The organism is Rummeliibacillus sp. NPDC094406 (assembly GCF_044763875.1).
In the GTDB taxonomy this organism is placed as follows: Bacteria; Bacillota; Bacilli; order Bacillales_A; family Planococcaceae; genus Rummeliibacillus.
In genome coordinates, this window is the sequence record NZ_JBIWGZ010000002.1 from 218,712 (window position 1) to 239,366 (window position 20,655).

Genomic DNA, 20,655 nt, shown 5'->3' on the forward strand with positions numbered 1-20,655 from the left:
AAGTAAGTTAGTTTTATTTTCGATAGCAGGAATGAATACTTATTTTACACACGTTTTCGTACTACATGGAAACTGAATTTATCAGCTCTGAAATAATTACGTGAATAGAGCACCACACGATCGTTATCATCATAATGGAGCTGTTTTAAAACTAAGAGCGCTGTTTCACGCCCACATTGTAATATTGGAGAAACTTGACCATGATAGCCAACAGGATCTATAAATGTAACTGCATATGCTACATGAATTTCCCCGGATTCTTCTAAAGCAGAGAAAATGGATGAATTATGTCGAGACAAGAAATCTGCTGCTAAATATTTTGCAGGTACTTGGTCCACACAATACACGACCGGTTCACCGTCTGCTGTACGCACACGTTCAATCGTTATTAAAGATTCATCAGCATCACATTGAAAGCGTTTTATATCTTCTTCATTCGAAAGGTGCTCGGTAGAACTTATGTAGTTTGTACCAGGCTGCATTCCAGCATCCTCTATCATAGAGGAAATACTTGAGAGTTGTTCTATCCCCGATGTAAATAAAGGTTTTGGATTAACAAATGTACCTACACCATGTCTTCGAACAATAATATTTTCTTCTTCCAACAGTCTTAAAGCTTCACGAAGTGTTGCACGACTGACTCCAAGTGATTTCGATAATTCAAATTCAGAAGGTAGTTTTTCATTTTCTTTGTAAACACCTTGTTCAATATCTGCCTTTAAATGATCAATCACTTGAAGATAGAGATGACGATGATCAGACTTAATTGTCATATAAACCACCACCAAAAGAGATCAGAGATCAGACATCAGACGTAAAACATTCCTACTAATCAGACATTACTATACCATTTTTGTTTAGGTAAATAAATAACTTTCACAAAAAACTGTGTTAAAACAGACAAATTTTTATATTGCTATTCTAATATAGATGTTTTTTTTACATTCTTTGGTTAATATCAAAATAATTTATTAAAATTATTTTCCGATTAGGACCTCTCTTGGTTTGCTCTTTTCTGCTGGACCAACAATCCCTCTTTCCTCCATCTGATCCATAATACGCGCAGCTCTTGCATAGCCTATTTTAAGCTTTCTTTGAAGGAAAGATACGGATGCTGTATCTTGCGCAGCCACTAATTGAACAGCCTCTTCGAAAAGCTCATCTGTATCATCTAAATCTTGAACTTCTTCTTCTTCAGATGGAATCATTTCTTCTTGATACTGGGCTTTTTGCTGTGCTATAACAAAATCCACAATCTGTTCTACTTCATTATCTGAAACGAATGCACCTTGCACACGAACGGGTTTCGATTCACCAGCTGGTAAGAATAACATATCACCACGTCCTAGTAAACGTTCAGCACCACCCATATCAAGAATTGTACGAGAATCGATGGCAGATGATACTGCAAAAGCAATCCTAGATGGTATATTTGCTTTAATAATCCCCGTTATTACATCAACACTTGGTCTTTGAGTAGCAATGATTAAGTGAATTCCAGCAGCCCGAGCCATTTGTGCGAGACGAGTAATCGAATCTTCCACATCACTAGAAGCAACCATCATTAAATCTGCTAATTCATCCACAATGACTACAATAAATGGCATTTTCGGATGCTTTTCTCCGTTTTCGTTGTTAAATTTATCGATTTGTTCATTATACCCTTCGATATTGCGTGTACCAGTATGTGAAAATAGATCATAACGTCTTTCCATTTCAGAGACTACTTTTTTCAATGCTTGTGAAGCTTTGCGAGCATCTGTTACAACTGGTGCTAGTAAATGCGGAATACCATTATAAACGTTTAATTCAACCATTTTAGGGTCAATCATCATCATTTTGACTTCATGAGGCTTTGCTCTCATTAATATGCTAATGATGATGCCGTTAATACAAACAGATTTACCACTTCCGGTTGAACCAGCTACAAGTAAGTGTGGCATTTTGTTTAATTTTGCTAGTTTTGCTTCACCTGTAATATCTCTACCTAATCCAATTAATAGTTTTTCATCAGGCTTATTATTTTCTTTAGACTCTAACACTTCACGTAAACTTACAATCGCAACTTCTTTATTTGGTACTTCAATACCTACTGCAGATTTACCTGGAATTGGAGCTTCAATTCGGATATCTTTTGCCGCAAGTGCTAATGCTAAATCATCTTGTAGCCCAACAATTTTACTAACTTTTACTCCACGATCAGGTAGCACTTCATATTCAGTAACAGCTGGTCCTAGGTGAACTTGCGTAACAGTTGCTTTGACTCCAAAAGATTGGAAAGTCTGTTCCAATTTGCGCGCATTATCTTGAATTAATTCAAACTCTCCACTTTGGTCAGTATGTGGTGGCAGTTTCAAACTATTCATCGCTGGTAATTGATACGCTTCATTTTCAACCACATTAGAAGTATCAATCGCTGGGTGATCTACATCTTGATGTGAACTTTCTTCTCCTATTACAATCGTTTCAGGTTCAGGTTGTTCTAGTTGGACTCTTTGAGTAAAAGCAGAAATAATTGGTTCTCTGCGCTCTTCAACCACAGGCTCTACTTCTGTTGCTGCATGATGCTCTTCATCATGAATTGGCGAATCTGATTCCTCTTTTTTTCGATTTTTGCGAGAAATCCCCTTCTTTTCGGCAGCCTTTTTCTTTTTAGCTTCTTGACGGCGACTCACAGAATTCCCGGAATCTTCTTTCATTTGCAGGATTGATTTTTTTATGGATGGCCATTTACTAGCCAAATACGGAATAAGCGCTTTTCCAGTAATTAAAACAATTCCAATAAGTACCATTAGCCAACCGGCAATTTTAGCACCTGCAGAGTCAAATAATGCATAAAAACATGCAAATAACACTGCACCAATCATACCGCCGCCTAATGCGTGGCTATGATCTTGTATACCACCACTAGTAATTAATATTCGCCATGTCTCTTTTAAAACGGAATTACTTTGAATTGCATTCCCTTCAAATAGTTGTTCAAACAATGCAATATGACTAAATAATGTTAGTCCCCCTGTAACTAGCAAACTTCCTAATATTAAACGATTTTTTAAATTGGGGACCGTTCGTTTCAACATTAATAAAAGTGCACTAACGATAAATAAAAACGGAACAATAATTGCCCAGTTTCCAAATAAAAATAGTGCTATAAATTGAAACAATCTCCCTACAGGGCCATATTCAAAAAATATGATAATTGCAAAACCAATTAAAATGAGACCAATAATTTCATACATTAATGGATGCGATGGTGTATCTTTTTTTGCTTTTGATGATGTTGACGCTTTTTTTGACTTTGCTGGTCCCTTTTTCGCTGTTGCCATGCCTCCACCTGCTTTCTTTAATCATTCATTTATTGAAAGGAAAAAAGGATTTCCTACCATACCAGAGGTTAGGAAATCCTTTTTGTCCGCTTACGCATTAATATTCCATAATAATAGGGATAATCATTGGTCGGCGTTTCGTTTTTTGGAATAAATAAGAGTTTAGCGTGTCACGGATTTCTTGTTTTATACTTGTCCATTCATATGATCCTTTATTCACATATTTTTCGACAACTGTTTTCACTAATTCAGAAGATTCACTTAGTAACTCTTCAGATTCTCTTACATAAACAAATCCACGAGATAAAATTTCTGGACCTGAGGCAATTTTTTTCTGTTGACGATTAATTGTTACGACAACGATAAAAATACCATCTTGGCTAAGTAATTTACGGTCACGTAAGACGATATTGCCTACATCACCAACACCTATACCATCGATTAAAACATTACCAGCAGTTACTCGGCCACTCATACGCATTTTACCGCTCTTATATTCGACAATATCACCTTTATCAGCAATAAAAATTTGAGATTTTGATAAACCCGTTTGTTGAGCTAATTTAGAGTGTGCGATAAGCATACGATATTCCCCTTGAATCGGGATAAAGTATTTTGGTTTCATAAGATTTAACATCAACTTCAAATCTTCTTGTGCGCCATGTCCTGAAACATGGACTTTTTTATCAGCTGACAATACTTTAGCACCTGCTTTTGCAAGGCTATTCATTGTATCAGCAATTTGCACCTCCATACCTGGAGATGGTGTAAATGTAATAAGTACTGTATCTGTAGATTTAATACGGATATCGCGGTGGTGTTTGCGGATGATTTTTTCTAATCCTTCTAGTGGTTCACCTTGGTTACCAGTAATAATTGCTACAATTTCTTCATCAGGATAGTCATTAATTTTACTAATTGGAATAATTCGTTCTGGATCTACAGAAAGATAACCTAAACGCATACCAATTTCAAATACATGTTCTAAACTACGTCCAACAACTGCAATTTTGCGATCATCAGCTGTTGCTTGATCGAATACTTGTTGAATGCGAATAAAGTTTGATGCATAAAGCGCAACTAAAATTCTTCCTTCTGCATGGTGGAACGTTTTTGCTAGTTTTTCACGAATAACATTTTCTGGGATTGTATATCCTGGGCGTTCTGCTTCAGTTGAATCAGACATTAAGATGAATACTCCTTCTTCACCTAACGTAGCCATTTTCCCAATATCAGGTTTGTATTTACCTTGAGCTGACTGGTCAAATTTAAACTCTCCAGTATGCACAATCGCACCTTCTGAAGTATGGAAAGCAATACCTAATGAATCTGGGATGCTATGAGTCGTATGGAAAAATGTTACATAAGTTGATTGGAAATTCATACGACTCTTGCTAGTTACTTCAAAAAATTTGACAGGGTATGGAGCAGGTAAATCTTTTAAATGTTCTTTTGCCAATGCAATTGTCAATTTAGATCCATAGACAGGTGCACTAACTTTTTGTAAAAGATATGCTACTGAACCAATAGCATCTTCATGACCGTGTGTTAGGAAAATACCTTTCACACGAGATTTGTTTTCTTCTAAGTACGACATGTCAGGAATAACATAGTCTATTCCTAGCATTTCATCCTCAGGAAACATAAGTCCACTATCTACTACAAAAAGCTCTTCGTCGATTTCAACGACATACATAGCTTTTCCGATTTCACTAACGCCACCTAGTGGAATGACGCGAATAACTTCATTTTTTGTTTTTGCCACTTGATTTCCTCCTAAAATAATCCCGAACACAAACCACTTACTCCCATTATATCTATTGTTGGGAGTTTTCACAAACAAAAAAAGAATGGGCAAGGCTACCCATTCAAAAAATTATTTTCTAAAATTGTTTTTGCTTTTCCAAATATTCTTCCCACGCATGGTCAAAGGCTAATTTTTCTTTATCTGTCAGTCTTACAATCGGTAATCTAACATTTTCTGACCCTATTCCTATTTTGGCTAATGCGTATTTTACAGTTGAAGGACTTGGCGTAGAAAATAAAGCTCGAATTATTGGTAATAATGCTTGATGTATCGTTGCTGCTTCTTGATGACGACCTTCTTTAAATAATGCAACCATTTTTTGCATATCATTGCCCACTATATGTGATGCAACGGAAATAACACCTGAACCTCCAATAGCTAGTAGAGGTAATGTTAAGCCATCATCCCCTGAATATATTTTTAATCCTTCAGGTGCTCCAGCTATAATTTCTGTCATTTGATCTAAACTACCACTAGCCTCTTTGATGATCTGAATATTCGGAATTCCACTTAACTCTAAAATAGTTTTCGGTTGTATATTCACGATTGAACGTCCTGGAATATTGTACAACATTACTGGTAACGATGTGGATTTTGCAATTGTTGCAAAATGTGCATAGATGCCTCGTTCACTTGGTTTGTTGTAATAAGGACAAACTAACATAACTCCATCAACACCAACCGCTTCAGCCTCTTTGGTAAGTTCCAACGAAGCTTGTGTATTATAGCTCCCAGTCCCTGCAATAACAGGGATTCTTTTATCAACTTTTTTCACAACAAAATGAATTAAAGCAACTTTCTCGTCATGTGACAATGTTGGCGATTCACCTGTTGTGCCACAAACAACAATTGCATCGGTACCGTTTGCTATTAAATGCTCTATTACTTCTGAAACCTTCTCAAAATGAATTGAACCATCTTCACGGAACGGTGTAATCATAGCAGTAGCAACATTACCAATATTCACTTGTTATGCCCCCCCTTAGATTAATCCGTCTTCAATCATCTTCTCTGCGATTTGAATTGAATTTAATGCAGCACCTTTTAATAAGTTATCTGACACAATCCAAAGATGGAAAGCATTATCTTTTGTTAAGTCTTTTCGAATACGTCCAACAAATACTTCATCTTCGCCTTCAGTGTAAATTGGCATTGGATAGACTTGTGACGATATATCATCTTGCACAATTACACCTGGTGCTTCTTGCAATACTCTTTTAATACTTTCCACAGTTACGTCTGATTGATCAATTTCAATATAAACAGATTCAGAATGTCCAGCAACTACTGGTACACGGACACATGTTGCAGCAACTGGTAATTCTGGTGCATGCATAATTTTCTTTGTTTCATTAATCATTTTCATTTCTTCATATGTGAAACCATTGTCAGTGAATACATCAATTTGTGGAATGACATTTCCAGCAATCGGATAATGTTTTTTATCGCCTTTTACAGGTAAAACATGTGCTTCTACATTCTTTGCCTGGTCAAAATGTAAGCTTTGTTCTTTTAGTTCTTCAATCGCGCTTATTCCTGACCCTGAAACGGCTTGATATGTAGAAACAATTAAGTTTTTCAATCCAAATGCTTGGCGGATTGGTTCAATTGCTGCAACCATTTGTATAGTTGAACAGTTTGGATTTGCAATAATACCTTTGTGTGTTGCTAAATCTTGTGGATTTACTTCTGGTACAACTAATGGCACTTCTGGATCCATGCGAAATGCACTTGTATTGTCAATCACAACTGCTCCACGTTCTGCTGCAGCAGGTGCTAACGCTTTAGAAACGGAACCACCCGCGCTAAATAATGCAAAATCTACTCCTTCAAATGCTTCTGGAGTGGCCTCTTCTATTGTGTATGTTTGACCATTAAATGTAAGTTCTTTACCGGCAGAACGTTTTGATGCAAGTAACTTCAACTTTCCAATAGGAAACTTACGTTTTGCAAGCTGTTCCATCATTTTTGTTCCTACTGCCCCTGTAGCTCCAACAACTGCTACTGTATATTCTTTAGCCATCATACTATCTCTCCTCAACTCTTCATTAGATATTGGCGCTATTGTATCATAAGTCTTAAGGTTTTAATATAATAATTTAATTATTTAGTATATTGAATTATTAAAGGCTGTAATTGTCTCTTTTCTAAGGAAGCTACAACCGTAGGTAATAACTGCGTAAAATCAGAAATCAATGAATTCGGTTTACCAATCGGATTATCTTGACCAAAAGGAATGAAGAAGATATTTTTAGTATTTAACAATTTCATGATATTTACTCCATTCAATCCAAGTGCGTCATTTGTTGAAATTCCTAATACAACCGGGCTACCATTTCGTAAAGTAGCTTTAGCAGCCATCAATACTGGAGAATCCGTTGCTGCATTTGCAAATTTGCTAATAGAGTTTCCAGTCATCGGAGCAATAACCATACAATCGAGAGGATTGGAAGGTCCAAAAGGTTCTGCTTCTACGATGCTTTTAATGACTTCATGCCCGGCTAAAGCTTCTATTTTTTCAATCCACTCTGCACCGGTACCGAAGCGTGTCGCAGCTGTTAATACCGAATTTGTGATAATAGGCACAACAGTTGCACCTTGTTCAGTTAAAGTTGTAATTTTAGGTATTACATCTTCGTAAGTACAGTGTGACGCAGTTATGCCAAGGCCAATACGTTTTCCCTCTAACACTTTACCCCTCCTTTAGTTCATTATTTTTTCGTATGATTACTTGTGCTAATAGATTTGCTGCATCCTGTGGAAAATACTTTCCAGGAAGGCCAGGTAGTAAAATATAGTTTACACTCTGGGCATCTTCAACATTTAAGCATCCCGGAGCTGATGCTACATCAAAGATTTTAACTGAGTTATCAAATTGTTGATTAAATTCGTCTGTAAACCATTTATTTGGGATTGTATTGATTAAATAATATGGTTTTGTCATATTTTCAGGTATTAGCTGCGAAGCTACGTACCCATAGGCAATTGCTTCTTGGATTTGACTGTTTGACCTTGCTAAAATATGCACATTTGCTCCTAATTTGTGCAACATGTATGCAAGCATTTTTGCTACTCTACCAAATCCAGTAACATAAAATGATTTCCCATAAACCGATGCACTCTCAAGCTCATAAAATGCACAAAGCATTCCCTCTGATGTTAATCTTGCATTTAGCCATATATAGGATTCATCTTGTAAATAGTAAATCACTCGCTCTTCGTCTAGATATTGAAGTTCTTGCTGTAACGTTTGATTACTTTTACCTACAAATATGACTGTATCCTTTTGTAACGCCTCGAAAGCATATTTAGGTAGATCGACAGCATGAATTGGCAATACGATTCTTTGTGGCTTCTCTGTCGAAACAATCTGTTGTATTTCGTCATTCCAATTATCTGTATACTTATAAATTACTTGTTCAAAATCAAGAGAAAGCTGCACCGCTAACTCCTTAAACCGCAAATCCTTCCCCAATATTAGCCATTTCTCCATCGTCATTTTATATACCCCGATGAAAGAGGCTGTGTTTTTTTAAATAAAATGCGATCTTCTCCAATTAACGATATTTCTGTCCATGGAATAAATGATTGTACTTTATTTTCTTTTGCTTGAAAAGGTAAACGATAACCTTTTTGAACTAATTCAAAACCGTAGATCTGCCCAGTTTTAGCATTAAGTAAACACTCAGTTTCAGCGAGTAATCCACAACGTACACCATCTTTAATCTGAATCAACTCTTTTTCTGCAAGCTCCGATAAGAGCATTCAATCCCTCCTTTTCCCGTAATAACAGTGTATGTCGCCCAAGCTCTTCCCGTGCATAAAAAAGCTAAGGAGATACGCTTATATCCCCTTAGCTGGCTGAATCACAGATTTTGCATATGGTTTTGTTAACAAATTTCGAATAACTCGATTGACACTTTCTTCATCAACAGCATATAGTTCCTGCAAAGTTTGTTCAACTGATTTCGCTTCACCAAATACTAGTTCATTTTTGGCATTACGATTCATAAAATCATTCGATGTTTCAAGTCCTAGTATTAAATTACTTTCTAATTGTTCTTTGGCATACTGAATCTCAATTTCAGATGCTCCATCGTTTACCAATTGCTCTGTTATTTGAAGAATCGTTTCTTCCAATACAGTAAGTTTATCCGGGGAAGTACCACCATAAATCATAAAAGCTCCAGCATTCTCATATGCAGAATAATAGGAGAAAACTGAATACGCTAATGCCTTCTCCTCTCGCACTTTCTGGAATAGTCTTGAGGATGTCGCATCTCCTAAAATATTGTTGACTACTAGTAAACTTACTAAATCAGAGTCTTTTACTGTCAGCCCCTCATAACCTAAGGCAAGATGAGATTGTTCCGTATTACTTTCTTTATTTGTTTGCCCATGTACAAACTTTGGAATTGTTACAATTTTTTTCGTTTGATGAGTAGTGTTTGTAAATTGATCAAATAGTGTAATGATTTTATTTACTAGCTGGTCCGATACATTCCCAGCAACTGAAATGACGACTCTATCTGGTGTGTAATTTTCATCCATATAAGTTTCAATTTTATCTTTAGTAAAGGATGCTAACGTTTCTTCTGTTCCTAAAATAGGGGCCCCCATTGAATGATTGGGATACATCACGCTCCAAAGTCGTTCATCCACATCATCATCAGGTGTATCTTCTACCATCGCCATTTCTTCAAAGATGACATGCCGTTCTTTTTCTATGTCGGCTTCTGCAAATTTCGAATGAAAAAACATATCGGCTAATATGGTTATTGCCTCGATAGCATGATGATCTAGTGTTACAGCATAGTAGCATGTATTTTCCTTTGACGTAAAGGCGTTTAATTGTCCACCAATTCGGTCAAAAGACTCTGCAATTTCTTTAGCAGTTCTACTATATGTACCTTTAAATAGCATATGTTCGATAAAATGTGTGATACCATTCTCTTCGGGACGTTCGTTTCCAGAACCTACATTAACCCAAATCCCCATTGAAACAGATCGTACATAGGGCAATTTTTCAACTAATATTCGTACTCCATTTTGGCATATATGTTTTGTAACCAAACGGTTTCCTCCTTATGTAAAAAAGAGGTTGCCATTTTATACAAAACGGACAACCTCGTGATTTTTAAATTGTAAATACAAAACTAAGATGAAACATGAACGTGAGCTTTTCAGGGCTTAACGGGCGTGTTCCGCTTTTATTTTATCCAGCTGCTCACGCCAGCCCCTCGAGGTCGAATAACCTTTACCCTTTGAGGCAAAAAGCGCCTCTGCGGGTAAAGGACATTCGCTTGTCGGGGCTTAACAGGCGTGTTCCGCTTTTATTTTGATTCTTCGCGTTCTTTTTCTTCTTTGAGTACTACTTTGCGTGATAGGTTGACACGGCCTTGACGGTCGATTTCAATTACTTTCACCATTAATTCATCGTCTAATTTCAAGACATCTTCTACTGCTTTTGTACGTTCTTCTTGAATTTCGGAGATGTGTAGTAAACCATCTTTACCTGGGAAGATTTCAAGGAAAGCACCGAATTTTTCGATACGTTTTACTTTACCCATATAATATTCGCCCACTTGTGCTTCGCGAACAATATTTTCGATGATTTCTTTTGCACGGTTAATCATTGTTTCGTCAGAAGATGAGATGAAAATTGTTCCATCTTGTTCTGTATCAATTTTCACGCCAGTTTCTTCAATGATTTTGTTGATTTGTTTACCTCCAGGTCCGATAACATCGCGGATTTTATCTGGATTAATATGGATACGTTTGATTTTTGGCGCATATGTTGATAGATGTTCGTTTGGTCCAGCAAGAGTAGCAAGCATAGAGTCAAGAATAATCATACGACCGCGTTTTGCTTGAACTAAAGCTTCCTCAAGGATTTCACGAGAAAGTCCATCAATTTTAATATCCATTTGAAGTGCAGTAACACCTTTAGCTGTACCAGCAACTTTAAAGTCCATATCACCAAGGTGATCTTCCATACCTTGAATATCTGTTAAGATTGAGTAATAATCGCCTTTTTTAACAAGCCCCATTGCAATACCGGCAACTGGTGCTTTAATTGGCACACCTGCATCCATAAGTGCTAGACATGATCCACAAATACTAGCTTGTGAAGTTGAACCATTTGATTCCAATACTTCTGATACACAACGAATAGTGTATGGGAAGTCTTTTTCATCAGGAATGATTGCTGATAATGCACGCTCACCTAGAGCACCGTGACCAATTTCACGACGACCAGGGCCACGCATTGGACCAGTTTCACCAACAGAGAATTGTGGGAAATTATAGTGGTGCATGAAACGTTTAGATTCTTCCACTCCAAGACCATCAATAATTTGAACATCACTTAATGCACCTAATGTACAAATAGATAATGCTTGAGTTTGTCCACGAGTGAATAAGCCTGAACCATGTGCACGAGGTAGTAAACCTACTTCAGAAGATAATGGACGAATTTCATCTAATTTCCGACCATCTGGACGGATTTTTTCTTCAGTAATTAAACGGCGTACTTCTTCTTTAACCATTTTATCTAAAATTTGATTTACTTGTTTTAATGTTTCTTCGTCTGCTTCTTGATCTTCGTATTTCGCTAAAACTTCTGCTTTTACAGCTTCAATTGCTTCATCACGAGCATGCTTTTCATGAGTTTGGATTGCTGCATTCATCTTTTCTTCGTATTCAGAAGTGATTGCTTCAGTCAGCTCTGCATCTAATTCATGAAGAACAACTTCAATTTTTTCTTTACCAGCTTGAGCTGTTACTTCTTCTTGGAATGCAATTAATTTTTTAATTTCATCATGACCGAACATGATTGCTTCAAGCATAGTTTCTTCCGGTACTTCTAGAGCACCTGCTTCAACCATGTTAATTGCATCTTTTGTACCAGCAACTGCTAAGTTGATGATAGAATCTTTCCATTGTTCAACTGTTGGGTTAACGATAAATTTATCGTCTATCATACCAACTTGAACGCCGGCGATTGGGCCATCAAATGGAATATCAGACACCATAAGTGCTAATGATGAACCAAGCATCGCTGCCATTTCTGTACTGCAATCTTGATCTGCTGACATGACCATTGAAATAACTTGGACTTCGTTACGGAAGCCATCTGGGAAAAGAGGTCGAATTGGACGGTCGATTAAGCGTGATGTAAGAACCGCTTTCTCAGATGGTCGTCCTTCACGTTTAATAAATCCACCTGGAATTTTACCAGCAGCGTATAATTTTTCTTCGTAGTTTACTGTTAATGGGAAGAAATCCGCTTGTTTAGGATGTTTGGACATTGTTGCGTTACATAACACAGCTGTTTCTCCATAACGTACCATAACGGCCCCATTAGCTTGTTTTGCGAGCTGACCAACTTCAATTTGCAAAGGTCGTCCTGCCCATTCATAGGTAAAAACCTTTTTCTCGTTCATATATAGAACTCCTCTCTTAAAAAGAAAACCTAATCACATATATGTTTATGTTATGTAGTTACTTGTAGTTTATCAAAAAAAATAATGCTTTGCGAAACATTTCTCTAAACTTCAGTTTCAATTATTAAATAGGAGGTTAGATTTATTGAAGCATAAAGAAAAAGCGGGACAAGCCCGCTTTCACAAAATTGCATTTTATCGACGTAAGCCGAGTTTAGTAATGATTTCACGGTAGCGTTGTACGTCATTTTCACGTAAGTATTTTAATAAGTTACGACGACGTCCGACCATTTTGAATAAACCGCGACGAGAGTGGTGGTCTTTTTTGTGAACACGTAAATGTTCGTTTAAGTTGTTAATCTCTTCCGTAAGGACAGCGATTTGAACTTCTGGTGAACCTGTATCACTTTCATGAGTACGGTATTCAGCAATGATTTCGTTTTTACGTTCTTGTGTTAGTGCCATCCAATTCACCTCCTAAATTGAAATATCCCCGATTACTGAGCTACTCGTTGGTGATTCGATGTGCCAAGTAATGGTTTAGTACCAGCTGTAAGCAAGTCACTTTAGAAATATTAACACAAAGATTTCCCTCATGCAACTATAATTCATGAAACTAGCAATGACTTAAGTATTCCATTGCATGTTGTTTATCTAATTCAATTTGAGCTTTTAAAGACTCGATTCCATCAAATTTTTGTTCACCGCGAAGATATTTATACCAATCCACTTTTACTTCTTCTCCGTATATATTTTTATCAAAATTATTAATATATACTTCAATTGTTAAATTCTTTTCATCAGGATTTTTGAAAGTAGGTTTAAATCCTACATTACATACACCGTCATGCCATTCATTTTGAACAAGTAAGCGAACTGCATAAACACCTATGGCTGGGATAAAGGATCCTTCCACTTCTTGAACATTGGCTGTGGGAAAACCAATTTGTCTACCGCGCTTGTCCCCATGAACGACAATTCCTGGGATTTGAAAAGGACGACCTAGAAGTAGACGAACCCGCTCCATATCTCCTTCTTTTAACGCTTTGCGAATATTAGTTGAGCTAATTTTATCTGATTCTTGCTGTTGCTTTTCAACTATTGAAACTTCATAATCTCCATTACTCATTTCTTCTAAATCCTTCATCGTACCACGTCCCATCGCACCAAATGTGTAGTCAAATCCTGCTGTTACATGTTTTATACTTAAATTACGGATAAACACATCTACAAATTGTTGTGGGCTTAATATAGCAAAATCTGATGTAAATCGAACGACAAATACTGTATCAACTTGTAGTTCTTCTAAAATTTCCAATTTTTGTTTTAGAGGCGTGATGTAAAATACTTGTTCTTTACGTTGTCCTAAAACAATAGATGGATGCGGGTCGAATGTCATTACCGCTAATTTTAAATTTTTATTTTTTGCATTTGTTTTTGCTTCTTCTATAACAGCTTGATGTCCACGGTGTACCCCATCGAAAAATCCAACTGCTAATGAATATGGTCCCTCAATTTCCTTTGAACTAATTTGATGAGGGTACATCAGTTGAATGACTTTCATACGATTGCCTCCTAATCAACTTTCGGGAACATTTTTTCTGGTTTCATAAGTCCCTTTTTCTCCGGATGCTTTACATAGACAGCAACCGCTTTGTTATTTTCCATATAAACTATTTTATCATGTTCTTCAAGAGAAGGATGCATTGGTAAAACTTGGCCATTAATTATTTTCTTAAGAATATCTGGTGTAATTTCAATATGTGGAAAATCCGTCAATGCATATTCTAACGGTTTAATGCAATCTCTTAATTGTTCATTCTCTACTTTTTCTTGTAATTGCTCTAATGTCACGCAATCATCTTTTGTAAACGTACCTGATTTTGTACGAACTAAGGATGCCATATGAGCAGGATAACCAAGTTCCTCACCAATTTGAACAGCTAGTGTACGAATGTAAGTCCCTTTGCTACAGGCAATACGAACAGGGAAAGTAATACTCTTTCCTTCATATATTTCACAATCATCAAGTAAATCTAGCGTATAAATTGTTATTTGACGAGTAGGACGTTCAACAACTTCACCACTTCTAGCATATTCATATAATTTACGCCCATTTACCTTGACAGCTGAAAACATTGGTGGTGTTTGAGATATAACACCTGTTAATGATTTTAAAGCTTCTAAAACTTGCGTGCGAGTAATATGTTTTTCTGTTGTATCTTCTTCTACAACTTCGCCTTCAGCATCTTCTGTTGTAGTGGTTGTCCCAATTTCTATGATTGCTTCATACACTTTTCCAGTATCTGTTAAATATTCAGCGAGTCTTGTTGCATTGCCAATACAAATTGGTAGTACACCTTCAACACCGGGGTCTAACGTCCCTGTATGCCCTACCTTTTTTGTATGTAAGATTTTACGGATTTTAAATACACAATCATGAGAGGTCATGCCTCTTTCTTTCCATAATGGGAGAATACCATGCTGCATGCATATTCACTCCTTTACTTTTAATTTTATTTCGACTACACACTCCAGTCCAACTGTGTTAAATAACTTTAACCATTGAGGCAAAAAGCACCTCTTCAGGTTAAAAATATTTACCTTTAGAAAGTCCACAGGATGGTGATCGATAGCCATCGCAACACGAAGTAGCAAACTTAGGCTATTTCCCATAATTCGGGCGTGTTACGCTATTTTTATTAACAGAAAAAGCCTGCAAATAATAGATCTGCAGGCTTTTTTCGATTATTCTTGCGAATCGTGTAGTTGACGTAACAATGTATCAATTCGATTACCGTACTCAACAGATGAGTCAAACTCAAATGAAATTTCGGGTGTAATTCGTAAACGAATACGTTTACTAATCTCAGATCGAATAAAGCCTTTTGCTTTTTCTAGACCTTTCATCGTATCTTGACGTTCTCTTTCTGAACCTAAGCTAGTAATATATACAGTTGCTTGTTGTAGGTCACCTGTTACATCTACATCTGTTACAGTAACAAATCCAACTCGTGGATCTTTTAACTTACGGCCAATAATATCTGCAAGTTCTTTTTTCATTTGTTCTGCAACACGGTTTGAGCGCATTGACATAATCGTTTCACCTCAATTTCTATAAAAACTCTCGTTGTATGTTGAGACATTGCCATTCAGGGTTAGATTCTAGAAATGCAATGGCACGTCCTAGCTCTTTTTCAGCTGCTTGTTGCGTTGATGCAACCGATACAAGTGCTAGAAGTGTTCTTTGCCAAACATCTTGATGATCAATTTCCGCTATTGAGACATTGTATTTTTGTTTTGTACGAGTAATCATACGTTGTAATACAGCTCTCTTCTCTTTTAGCGAATGTGCAGAAGGGACAAAAAATTCACACTCTGCATATACAATCATTAGCGTTTAATCTCTTCCATGATAAATGCTTCAATTTCGTCGCCAACTTTAATATCGTTGTAAGCTTTAACTGTGAAACCACATTCATAACCTTTTGCGACTTCTTTAGCATCATCTTTGAAACGTTTAAGAGAATCTAATTCTCCCTCAAATATTACAATACCATCACGGATTACTCGAACGCCACTATCACGTGTTAATTTACCTTCAGTTACATAACCACCAGCAATTGTACCCACTTTAGAAACTTTGAATGTTTCACGTATTTCAGCAGATCCAATTACTTTTTCTACGAACTCAGGATCAAGCATACCTTTCATCGCAGCTTCAATTTCTTCGATTACTTTATAAATGATTTTGTGAAGACGAATATCTACGCCTTCTGCTTCAGCAGCACGTTTTGCATTAACGTCTGGACGTACGTTAAAGCCGATAACGATTGCATTTGAAGCAGCTGCAAGTGAGATATCTGATTCAGTGATAGCTCCAGCGCCTGTATGGATAATTTTCACGTTTACGCCTTCTACATCAATTTTCATAAGAGATGCAGCCATAGCTTCTACTGTACCTTGAACATCTGCTTTTACGATTAGGTTTAATTCCTTCATATCGCCTTGTTTCATTTGTTCAAATAAGTTATCAAGTGTTACACGTTGTTTTTCTGAACGTTGCGCTTGGATAGCAGTAGTTTCACGAGCTTCCCCAACTTGACGAGCTGTTTTTTCATCTTCAAATACGACAAAGCGATCTCCAGCTTGTGGCACTTCATTTAATCCTGTAATTTCAACTGGAGTTGATGGACCTGCAGATTTTACACGACGACCTAAATCGTTGACCATAGCACGGACACGACCGTATGTATGACCTACTACGATTGGATCGCCGACATTTAAAGTACCGTTTTGTACTAATAATGTAGCAACTGAACCGCGACCTTTATCTAATTGTGCTTCAATAACAGAACCAATTGCACGGCGTTTAGGATTTGCTTTTAGCTCGCCTACTTCAGAAACGAGTAAAATCATTTCTAATAATTGCTCGATGCCGTCACCTTTTAAAGCTGAGATAGGAACAAAGATTGTATCGCCACCCCAAGCTTCAGGAACTAAACCATGTTCAGTTAATTCTTGCATAACACGATCTGGGTTTGATGTTAGTTTATCCATTTTGTTGACAGCTACAATAATTGGAACTTCTGCAGCTTTTGCATGGTTAATAGCTTCAATTGTTTGAGGCATTACACCATCATCTGCAGCTACAACTAAAATCGTTAAATCGGTGATTTTTGCTCCACGTGCACGCATTGTTGTGAATGCTGCGTGTCCTGGTGTATCTAAGAAAGTAATTTTTTTACCTTTTACAACAACTTGATAAGCACCAATATGTTGTGTGATACCACCAGCTTCACCTTCAGTAACTTTCGTATTACGAATTGAGTCCAATAATGTTGTTTTACCATGGTCTACGTGTCCCATAATTGTTACAACTGGAGGACGTTCTTTGATATCTGCTAGGTTTTCATTTTCATCTTCTTCGAAATAAGTATCAAGGTCTGTAACATCAATACGTACTTCTTCTTCTACTTCTACACCGTAATCAGCACAAATTAACTCGATGGCATCTTGTTCTAACTCTTGGTTGATTGTGGCCATAACACCAAGCATAAATAATTTTTTAATAATTTCAGATGGTTCGCGACCTAATTTTTTTGCTAAATCACCAACTGTTAAATATTCAAAGAAAGTAATTTTTTCTGGTAGTTCTTTTTTCACAACTGGTTGTGGCACTTGTGGACGGTTTTTACGACGTTGACCACCATTGATCCCTGGTTTTCGTCTTTGGTTAAAGTTACGGTTGCCGCCTTGAGAGTTGCCGCCTTGAGAGTTTCCTCCGCGACCTCCGCGATTGTTATTATTATTACCGTTATTATTTGAACGGCCTTGACTATTATTTGTATTTTGTTTTGGTTTTGAATTATCTCTTGAAGTCGAATTATTATTCATAGTACTTCCTTGTGTAGTTTTTTGTTTTGTTTGAGCAGGACTAGAAGAGGTTTGCTCTTTTCGTGCTACAGGACGAGTTCCTGGCTGTCCTTTTGATTGTTCCTTGTGATATGTTGGTTGTGTACTGCTGTTCTTTTTATATACACCATCCAATTTGCTAATCGCTTCTATTTCTAACATAGACATATGGTTTTTTACGTCAATTTGGAGCTTGGATAACTGTTCGATCACTTCTTTACTTGACTTACTTACTTGTTTCGCATATTCATGAACTCGTAATTTTGTCATGTATTCACCCCCGGTTAGATTTCGTTGAGTAGCACTGACAGTTTTTTTGCAAAACCACTGTCCATAATAGCTACGGAAACTCTCGCCTCCCTACCCATAGCGTGTCCAAGAAGATCTCTTGTCGCAAATTCATGTAGCTCAACGTTAAAAGACTTACATTTATCTTGCATTTTTTTTCGTGTATTTTTGGAAGCATCGGTTGATAAAATCACAAGTTTTGCGTTTTGTCCTCGTACTTCCTTAATTACTTGTTCTTCTCCGGTAACCACTTTACGAGCACGAGTGGCTAACCCTAATAAATTATAGATTGCTTGTTCTGGATTCATACTGATGGTTCCTTACTAACGATTGCCATTAAATCGTCGTACACTTGATCAGGAATTTTCACTTCAAGTTGACGTTCAAACACGTTTTTTTCCTTAGCTGTTTTGATGGCTGCTTCAGATTTTGAAACATATGCACCACGGCCGGATTTTTTACCTGTTACATCAACAGTGACTTCTCCCTCTTTTGTACGAACAACACGAATCATTTCTTTCTTTGGAAGCATTTCGCCTGTAGCGATGCATTTTCTTAAAGGTACTTTACGATTGATCGGCATCAGAACTCACCTTTCCTTTGGCGTTAAGAGTTGATTGGTAAGAAATAATACAATCCTACCAACCATTCTACTCTTCTTTATTCTTCGTCGTCTTTATATAAGTCCACTTCTACTTCTTCAACATTAGTTGATTCATTATCTATATCTTCATAAACATCAGTTTGTGCTTCTTGACGAGGATAAATTCCTAATTCAGTTGCATCTGTTTCACTTTTAATATCAATTTTCCATCCAGTAAGTTTTGCAGCTAGTCTTGCATTTTGGCCACGTTTACCGATCGCTAATGATAATTGATAATCAGGTACTACAACTGTAGTAGATTTTTCTTCTTCATTTACTTGCACATCTAACACTTGAGAAGGACTTAACGCATTTGCAACGAAAACAACTGGATCTTCTGACCATTCAACGATATCAATCTTCTCATCGTGTAATTCGTTAACAATTGTTTGAACTCGTGCACCTTTAGCACCAACACATGAACCTACTGGATCTACTTCTTCATTGTGAGCTAGAACTGAGATTTTAGAACGGTCACCAGCTTCACGTGCAATTGACTTAATTTCAACTGTACCTTCAAAAATTTCTGGTACTTCAAGTTCAAATAAGCGACGTAATAGACCTGGATGAGTACGTGAAACGAATACTTGAGGACCACGAGAAGTGCGTTCAACTTTCGTAATATATACTTTAATACGATCATGAGGTTTGTAAACTTCACCTGGAATTTGTTCGTTTTGTGGAAGAACCGCTTCGATTTTACCAATTCCTACATAAATATTACGAGGATCTAAGCGTTCTACAACACCATTAATGATATCATCCGCACGGTCTACATATTCTTCGTATACGATGCCACGTTCTGCTTCGCGGAAACGTTGTGTAACAATTTGTTTTGCGGTAGTTGCTGCAATACGTCCAAAGTTACGTGGAGTTTCTTCTTCTTCAACAACATCCCCTAATTCATAATTAGGATTAATTCTTTGAGCATCTGCTAAAGAAATTTGTAAACGTTCATCTTCCACTTCTTCAACAACATCTTTACGAGAATACAGTTTCATTGTGCCGCGTTCTAAATTTAAGTCTACACGGACATTTGCAGCTTGGTTATAATTCTTTTTATATGCATTAATTAGTGCTGCTTCAATCGCCTCAACGATCACCTCTTTTGAGATACCTTTCGCTTCAAGTGCGCTTAGTGCACCGACTAATTCCTTACTCATTGTCTATTTCACTCCTAAAGTTAACGTTCTGCTGAAAAATCAATTGCCAAGCGTGCTTTTGCAATTTTTTCTTTCGGTATAAGAACTGTAATTTTTCTAGTTTTTATCTGTACAGCAAGTTCAGCGCCTTCGTCTGTGTATGATTTTAAATATCCTTCAAATTCTTTCATACCGTTGATGGCTTCATATGATTTAATATGCACAAATTGATCAATTGCTTTTTCAAAGTCTGCATCTTTTTTTAGTGGACGTTCTGCCCCTGGGGAGGAAACTTCAAGGAAATAATTTTGTTCAATTGGATCAACTTCATCCAGTTTTACACTTAGTAATTCACTAACTTGAGCACACTGCTCAATGTCAATGCTTCCTTCAGGAGTATCCACATAAACGCGTAGAAACCAATCGTGACCTTCTTTAACAAATTCTACTTCGACTAATTCAAGGTTTAGACTTTCTACTATTGGCGTTACTAATTGTTCTACTTCAGTTGTAACTTTGCTCATACAATCCTCCTGACTCACTTAGTTGTCATAACAACAGAAAAGAGCGGGAAATCCCACTCTTTTGC

20 protein-coding genes are annotated in these 20,655 nt (G+C 36.9%); all 20 read right to left on the reverse strand.

The genetic code is table 11. The annotated features are described in order from the left end of the window. Positions 1–44 precede the first annotated feature (44 nt). A complete protein-coding gene (locus tag ACIQ4I_RS05895) occupies positions 45–773 on the reverse strand; it encodes a GntR family transcriptional regulator (protein WP_403093945.1) in 729 nt (242 codons plus the stop codon). A 204-nt stretch (positions 774–977) separates the two neighbouring features. Continuing rightward, entirely contained in the window at positions 978–3,326 is a 2,349-nt protein-coding gene (locus tag ACIQ4I_RS05900) for an FtsK/SpoIIIE family DNA translocase (RefSeq protein WP_403093948.1), read from the reverse strand. Positions 3,327–3,423: 97 nt separating this feature from the next. Beyond that, positions 3,424–5,091 carry a ribonuclease J gene (locus ACIQ4I_RS05905; protein ID WP_403093949.1) on the reverse strand — a complete coding sequence of 556 codons (1,668 nt, stop codon included), beginning with the start codon at positions 5,089–5,091 and terminating at the stop codon, positions 3,424–3,426. A gap of 118 nt (positions 5,092–5,209) precedes the next feature. Then, complete coding sequence (dapA, locus tag ACIQ4I_RS05910) at positions 5,210–6,100, reverse strand: 4-hydroxy-tetrahydrodipicolinate synthase (protein WP_403093952.1); 891 nt, start codon at positions 6,098–6,100, stop codon at positions 5,210–5,212. 15 nt (positions 6,101–6,115) lie between these two features. Further along, positions 6,116–7,156 (reverse strand): aspartate-semialdehyde dehydrogenase, encoded by a 1,041-nt coding sequence (locus ACIQ4I_RS05915; RefSeq protein WP_403093954.1) that lies wholly within the window; start codon positions 7,154–7,156, stop codon positions 6,116–6,118. 80 nt (positions 7,157–7,236) lie between these two features. After that, positions 7,237–7,824 carry a dipicolinate synthase subunit B gene (locus tag ACIQ4I_RS05920; RefSeq protein ID WP_403093957.1) on the reverse strand — a complete coding sequence of 196 codons (588 nt, stop codon included), beginning with the start codon at positions 7,822–7,824 and terminating at the stop codon, positions 7,237–7,239. 1 nt (position 7,825) lies between these two features. After that, positions 7,826–8,632 (reverse strand): dipicolinate synthase, encoded by an 807-nt coding sequence (locus ACIQ4I_RS05925; protein ID WP_403093959.1) that lies wholly within the window; start codon positions 8,630–8,632, stop codon positions 7,826–7,828. Then, positions 8,629–8,898, reverse strand: coding sequence for a YlmC/YmxH family sporulation protein (locus ACIQ4I_RS05930; protein ID WP_403093961.1), 270 nt, complete (start codon positions 8,896–8,898; stop codon positions 8,629–8,631). The genes ACIQ4I_RS05925 and ACIQ4I_RS05930 overlap by 4 nt, the downstream gene beginning before the upstream one ends. 78 nt (positions 8,899–8,976) lie before the next feature. Next, complete coding sequence (locus ACIQ4I_RS05935) at positions 8,977–10,206, reverse strand: M16 family metallopeptidase (RefSeq protein WP_403093963.1); 1,230 nt, start codon at positions 10,204–10,206, stop codon at positions 8,977–8,979. Between the two features lie 260 nt (positions 10,207–10,466). Next, the gene (gene pnp / locus ACIQ4I_RS05940) at positions 10,467–12,578 is read right to left on the reverse strand and encodes a polyribonucleotide nucleotidyltransferase (RefSeq protein WP_403093965.1); all 2,112 of its coding nucleotides are present in this window, start codon (positions 12,576–12,578) and stop codon (positions 10,467–10,469) included. A 195-nt stretch (positions 12,579–12,773) separates the two neighbouring features. After that, a complete protein-coding gene (gene rpsO, locus ACIQ4I_RS05945) occupies positions 12,774–13,043 on the reverse strand; it encodes a 30S ribosomal protein S15 (protein WP_066785740.1) in 270 nt (89 codons plus the stop codon). A 151-nt stretch (positions 13,044–13,194) separates the two neighbouring features. Next, entirely contained in the window at positions 13,195–14,142 is a 948-nt protein-coding gene (locus ACIQ4I_RS05950) for a bifunctional riboflavin kinase/FAD synthetase (RefSeq protein ID WP_403093969.1), read from the reverse strand. An 11-nt stretch (positions 14,143–14,153) separates the two neighbouring features. After that, on the reverse strand, positions 14,154–15,068 hold the full coding sequence (gene truB, locus ACIQ4I_RS05955) for a tRNA pseudouridine(55) synthase TruB (protein WP_403093972.1): 915 nt from the start codon (positions 15,066–15,068) through the stop codon (positions 14,154–14,156). 258 nt (positions 15,069–15,326) lie between these two features. Continuing rightward, positions 15,327–15,674 carry a 30S ribosome-binding factor RbfA gene (gene rbfA, locus ACIQ4I_RS05960; protein ID WP_397537555.1) on the reverse strand — a complete coding sequence of 116 codons (348 nt, stop codon included), beginning with the start codon at positions 15,672–15,674 and terminating at the stop codon, positions 15,327–15,329. A gap of 19 nt (positions 15,675–15,693) precedes the next feature. Next, a complete protein-coding gene (locus ACIQ4I_RS05965; protein WP_397537554.1) occupies positions 15,694–15,972 on the reverse strand; it encodes a DUF503 domain-containing protein in 279 nt (92 codons plus the stop codon). Continuing rightward, entirely contained in the window at positions 15,972–18,263 is a 2,292-nt protein-coding gene (gene infB, locus ACIQ4I_RS05970) for a translation initiation factor IF-2 (RefSeq protein WP_403093975.1), read from the reverse strand. Before infB ends, ACIQ4I_RS05965 begins: the two co-directional genes overlap by 1 nt. 14 nt (positions 18,264–18,277) lie before the next feature. Further along, entirely contained in the window at positions 18,278–18,589 is a 312-nt protein-coding gene (locus tag ACIQ4I_RS05975) for a YlxQ family RNA-binding protein (protein ID WP_403093979.1), read from the reverse strand. Then, entirely contained in the window at positions 18,586–18,864 is a 279-nt protein-coding gene (gene rnpM / locus ACIQ4I_RS05980; RefSeq protein ID WP_403093982.1) for an RNase P modulator RnpM, read from the reverse strand. Before rnpM ends, ACIQ4I_RS05975 begins: the two co-directional genes overlap by 4 nt. A 77-nt stretch (positions 18,865–18,941) precedes the next feature. Beyond that, on the reverse strand, positions 18,942–20,087 hold the full coding sequence (gene nusA / locus ACIQ4I_RS05985; protein ID WP_403093984.1) for a transcription termination factor NusA: 1,146 nt from the start codon (positions 20,085–20,087) through the stop codon (positions 18,942–18,944). A 20-nt stretch (positions 20,088–20,107) separates the two neighbouring features. Next, the gene (gene rimP, locus ACIQ4I_RS05990) at positions 20,108–20,590 is read right to left on the reverse strand and encodes a ribosome maturation factor RimP (RefSeq protein ID WP_397537549.1); all 483 of its coding nucleotides are present in this window, start codon (positions 20,588–20,590) and stop codon (positions 20,108–20,110) included. Positions 20,591–20,655: the final 65 nt, after the last annotated feature.

Coding starts and splice junctions, on each gene's coding strand:
- ACIQ4I_RS05965 (WP_397537554.1), bottom strand. CDS start 15,972: ATGATTGTATATGCAGAGTGTGAATTTTTTGTCCCTTCTGCACATTCG.
- rnpM (WP_403093982.1), bottom strand. CDS start 18,864: ATGCCGATCAATCGTAAAGTACCTTTAAGAAAATGCATCGCTACAGGC.
- ACIQ4I_RS05895 (WP_403093945.1), bottom strand. CDS start 773: ATGACAATTAAGTCTGATCATCGTCATCTCTATCTTCAAGTGATTGAT.
- ACIQ4I_RS05900 (WP_403093948.1), bottom strand. CDS start 3,326: ATGGCAACAGCGAAAAAGGGACCAGCAAAGTCAAAAAAAGCGTCAACA.
- ACIQ4I_RS05975 (WP_403093979.1), bottom strand. CDS start 18,589: ATGAATCCAGAACAAGCAATCTATAATTTATTAGGGTTAGCCACTCGT.
- rimP (WP_397537549.1), bottom strand. CDS start 20,590: ATGAGCAAAGTTACAACTGAAGTAGAACAATTAGTAACGCCAATAGTA.
- ACIQ4I_RS05950 (WP_403093969.1), bottom strand. CDS start 14,142: ATGAAAGTCATTCAACTGATGTACCCTCATCAAATTAGTTCAAAGGAA.
- truB (WP_403093972.1), bottom strand. CDS start 15,068: ATGCAGCATGGTATTCTCCCATTATGGAAAGAAAGAGGCATGACCTCT.
- rpsO (WP_066785740.1), bottom strand. CDS start 13,043: ATGGCACTAACACAAGAACGTAAAAACGAAATCATTGCTGAATACCGT.
- nusA (WP_403093984.1), bottom strand. CDS start 20,087: ATGAGTAAGGAATTAGTCGGTGCACTAAGCGCACTTGAAGCGAAAGGT.
- ACIQ4I_RS05930 (WP_403093961.1), bottom strand. CDS start 8,898: ATGCTCTTATCGGAGCTTGCAGAAAAAGAGTTGATTCAGATTAAAGAT.
- infB (WP_403093975.1), bottom strand. CDS start 18,263: ATGACAAAATTACGAGTTCATGAATATGCGAAACAAGTAAGTAAGTCA.
- ACIQ4I_RS05925 (WP_403093959.1), bottom strand. CDS start 8,632: ATGACGATGGAGAAATGGCTAATATTGGGGAAGGATTTGCGGTTTAAG.
- ACIQ4I_RS05915 (WP_403093954.1), bottom strand. CDS start 7,156: ATGGCTAAAGAATATACAGTAGCAGTTGTTGGAGCTACAGGGGCAGTA.
- rbfA (WP_397537555.1), bottom strand. CDS start 15,674: ATGTCAATGCGCTCAAACCGTGTTGCAGAACAAATGAAAAAAGAACTT.
- pnp (WP_403093965.1), bottom strand. CDS start 12,578: ATGAACGAGAAAAAGGTTTTTACCTATGAATGGGCAGGACGACCTTTG.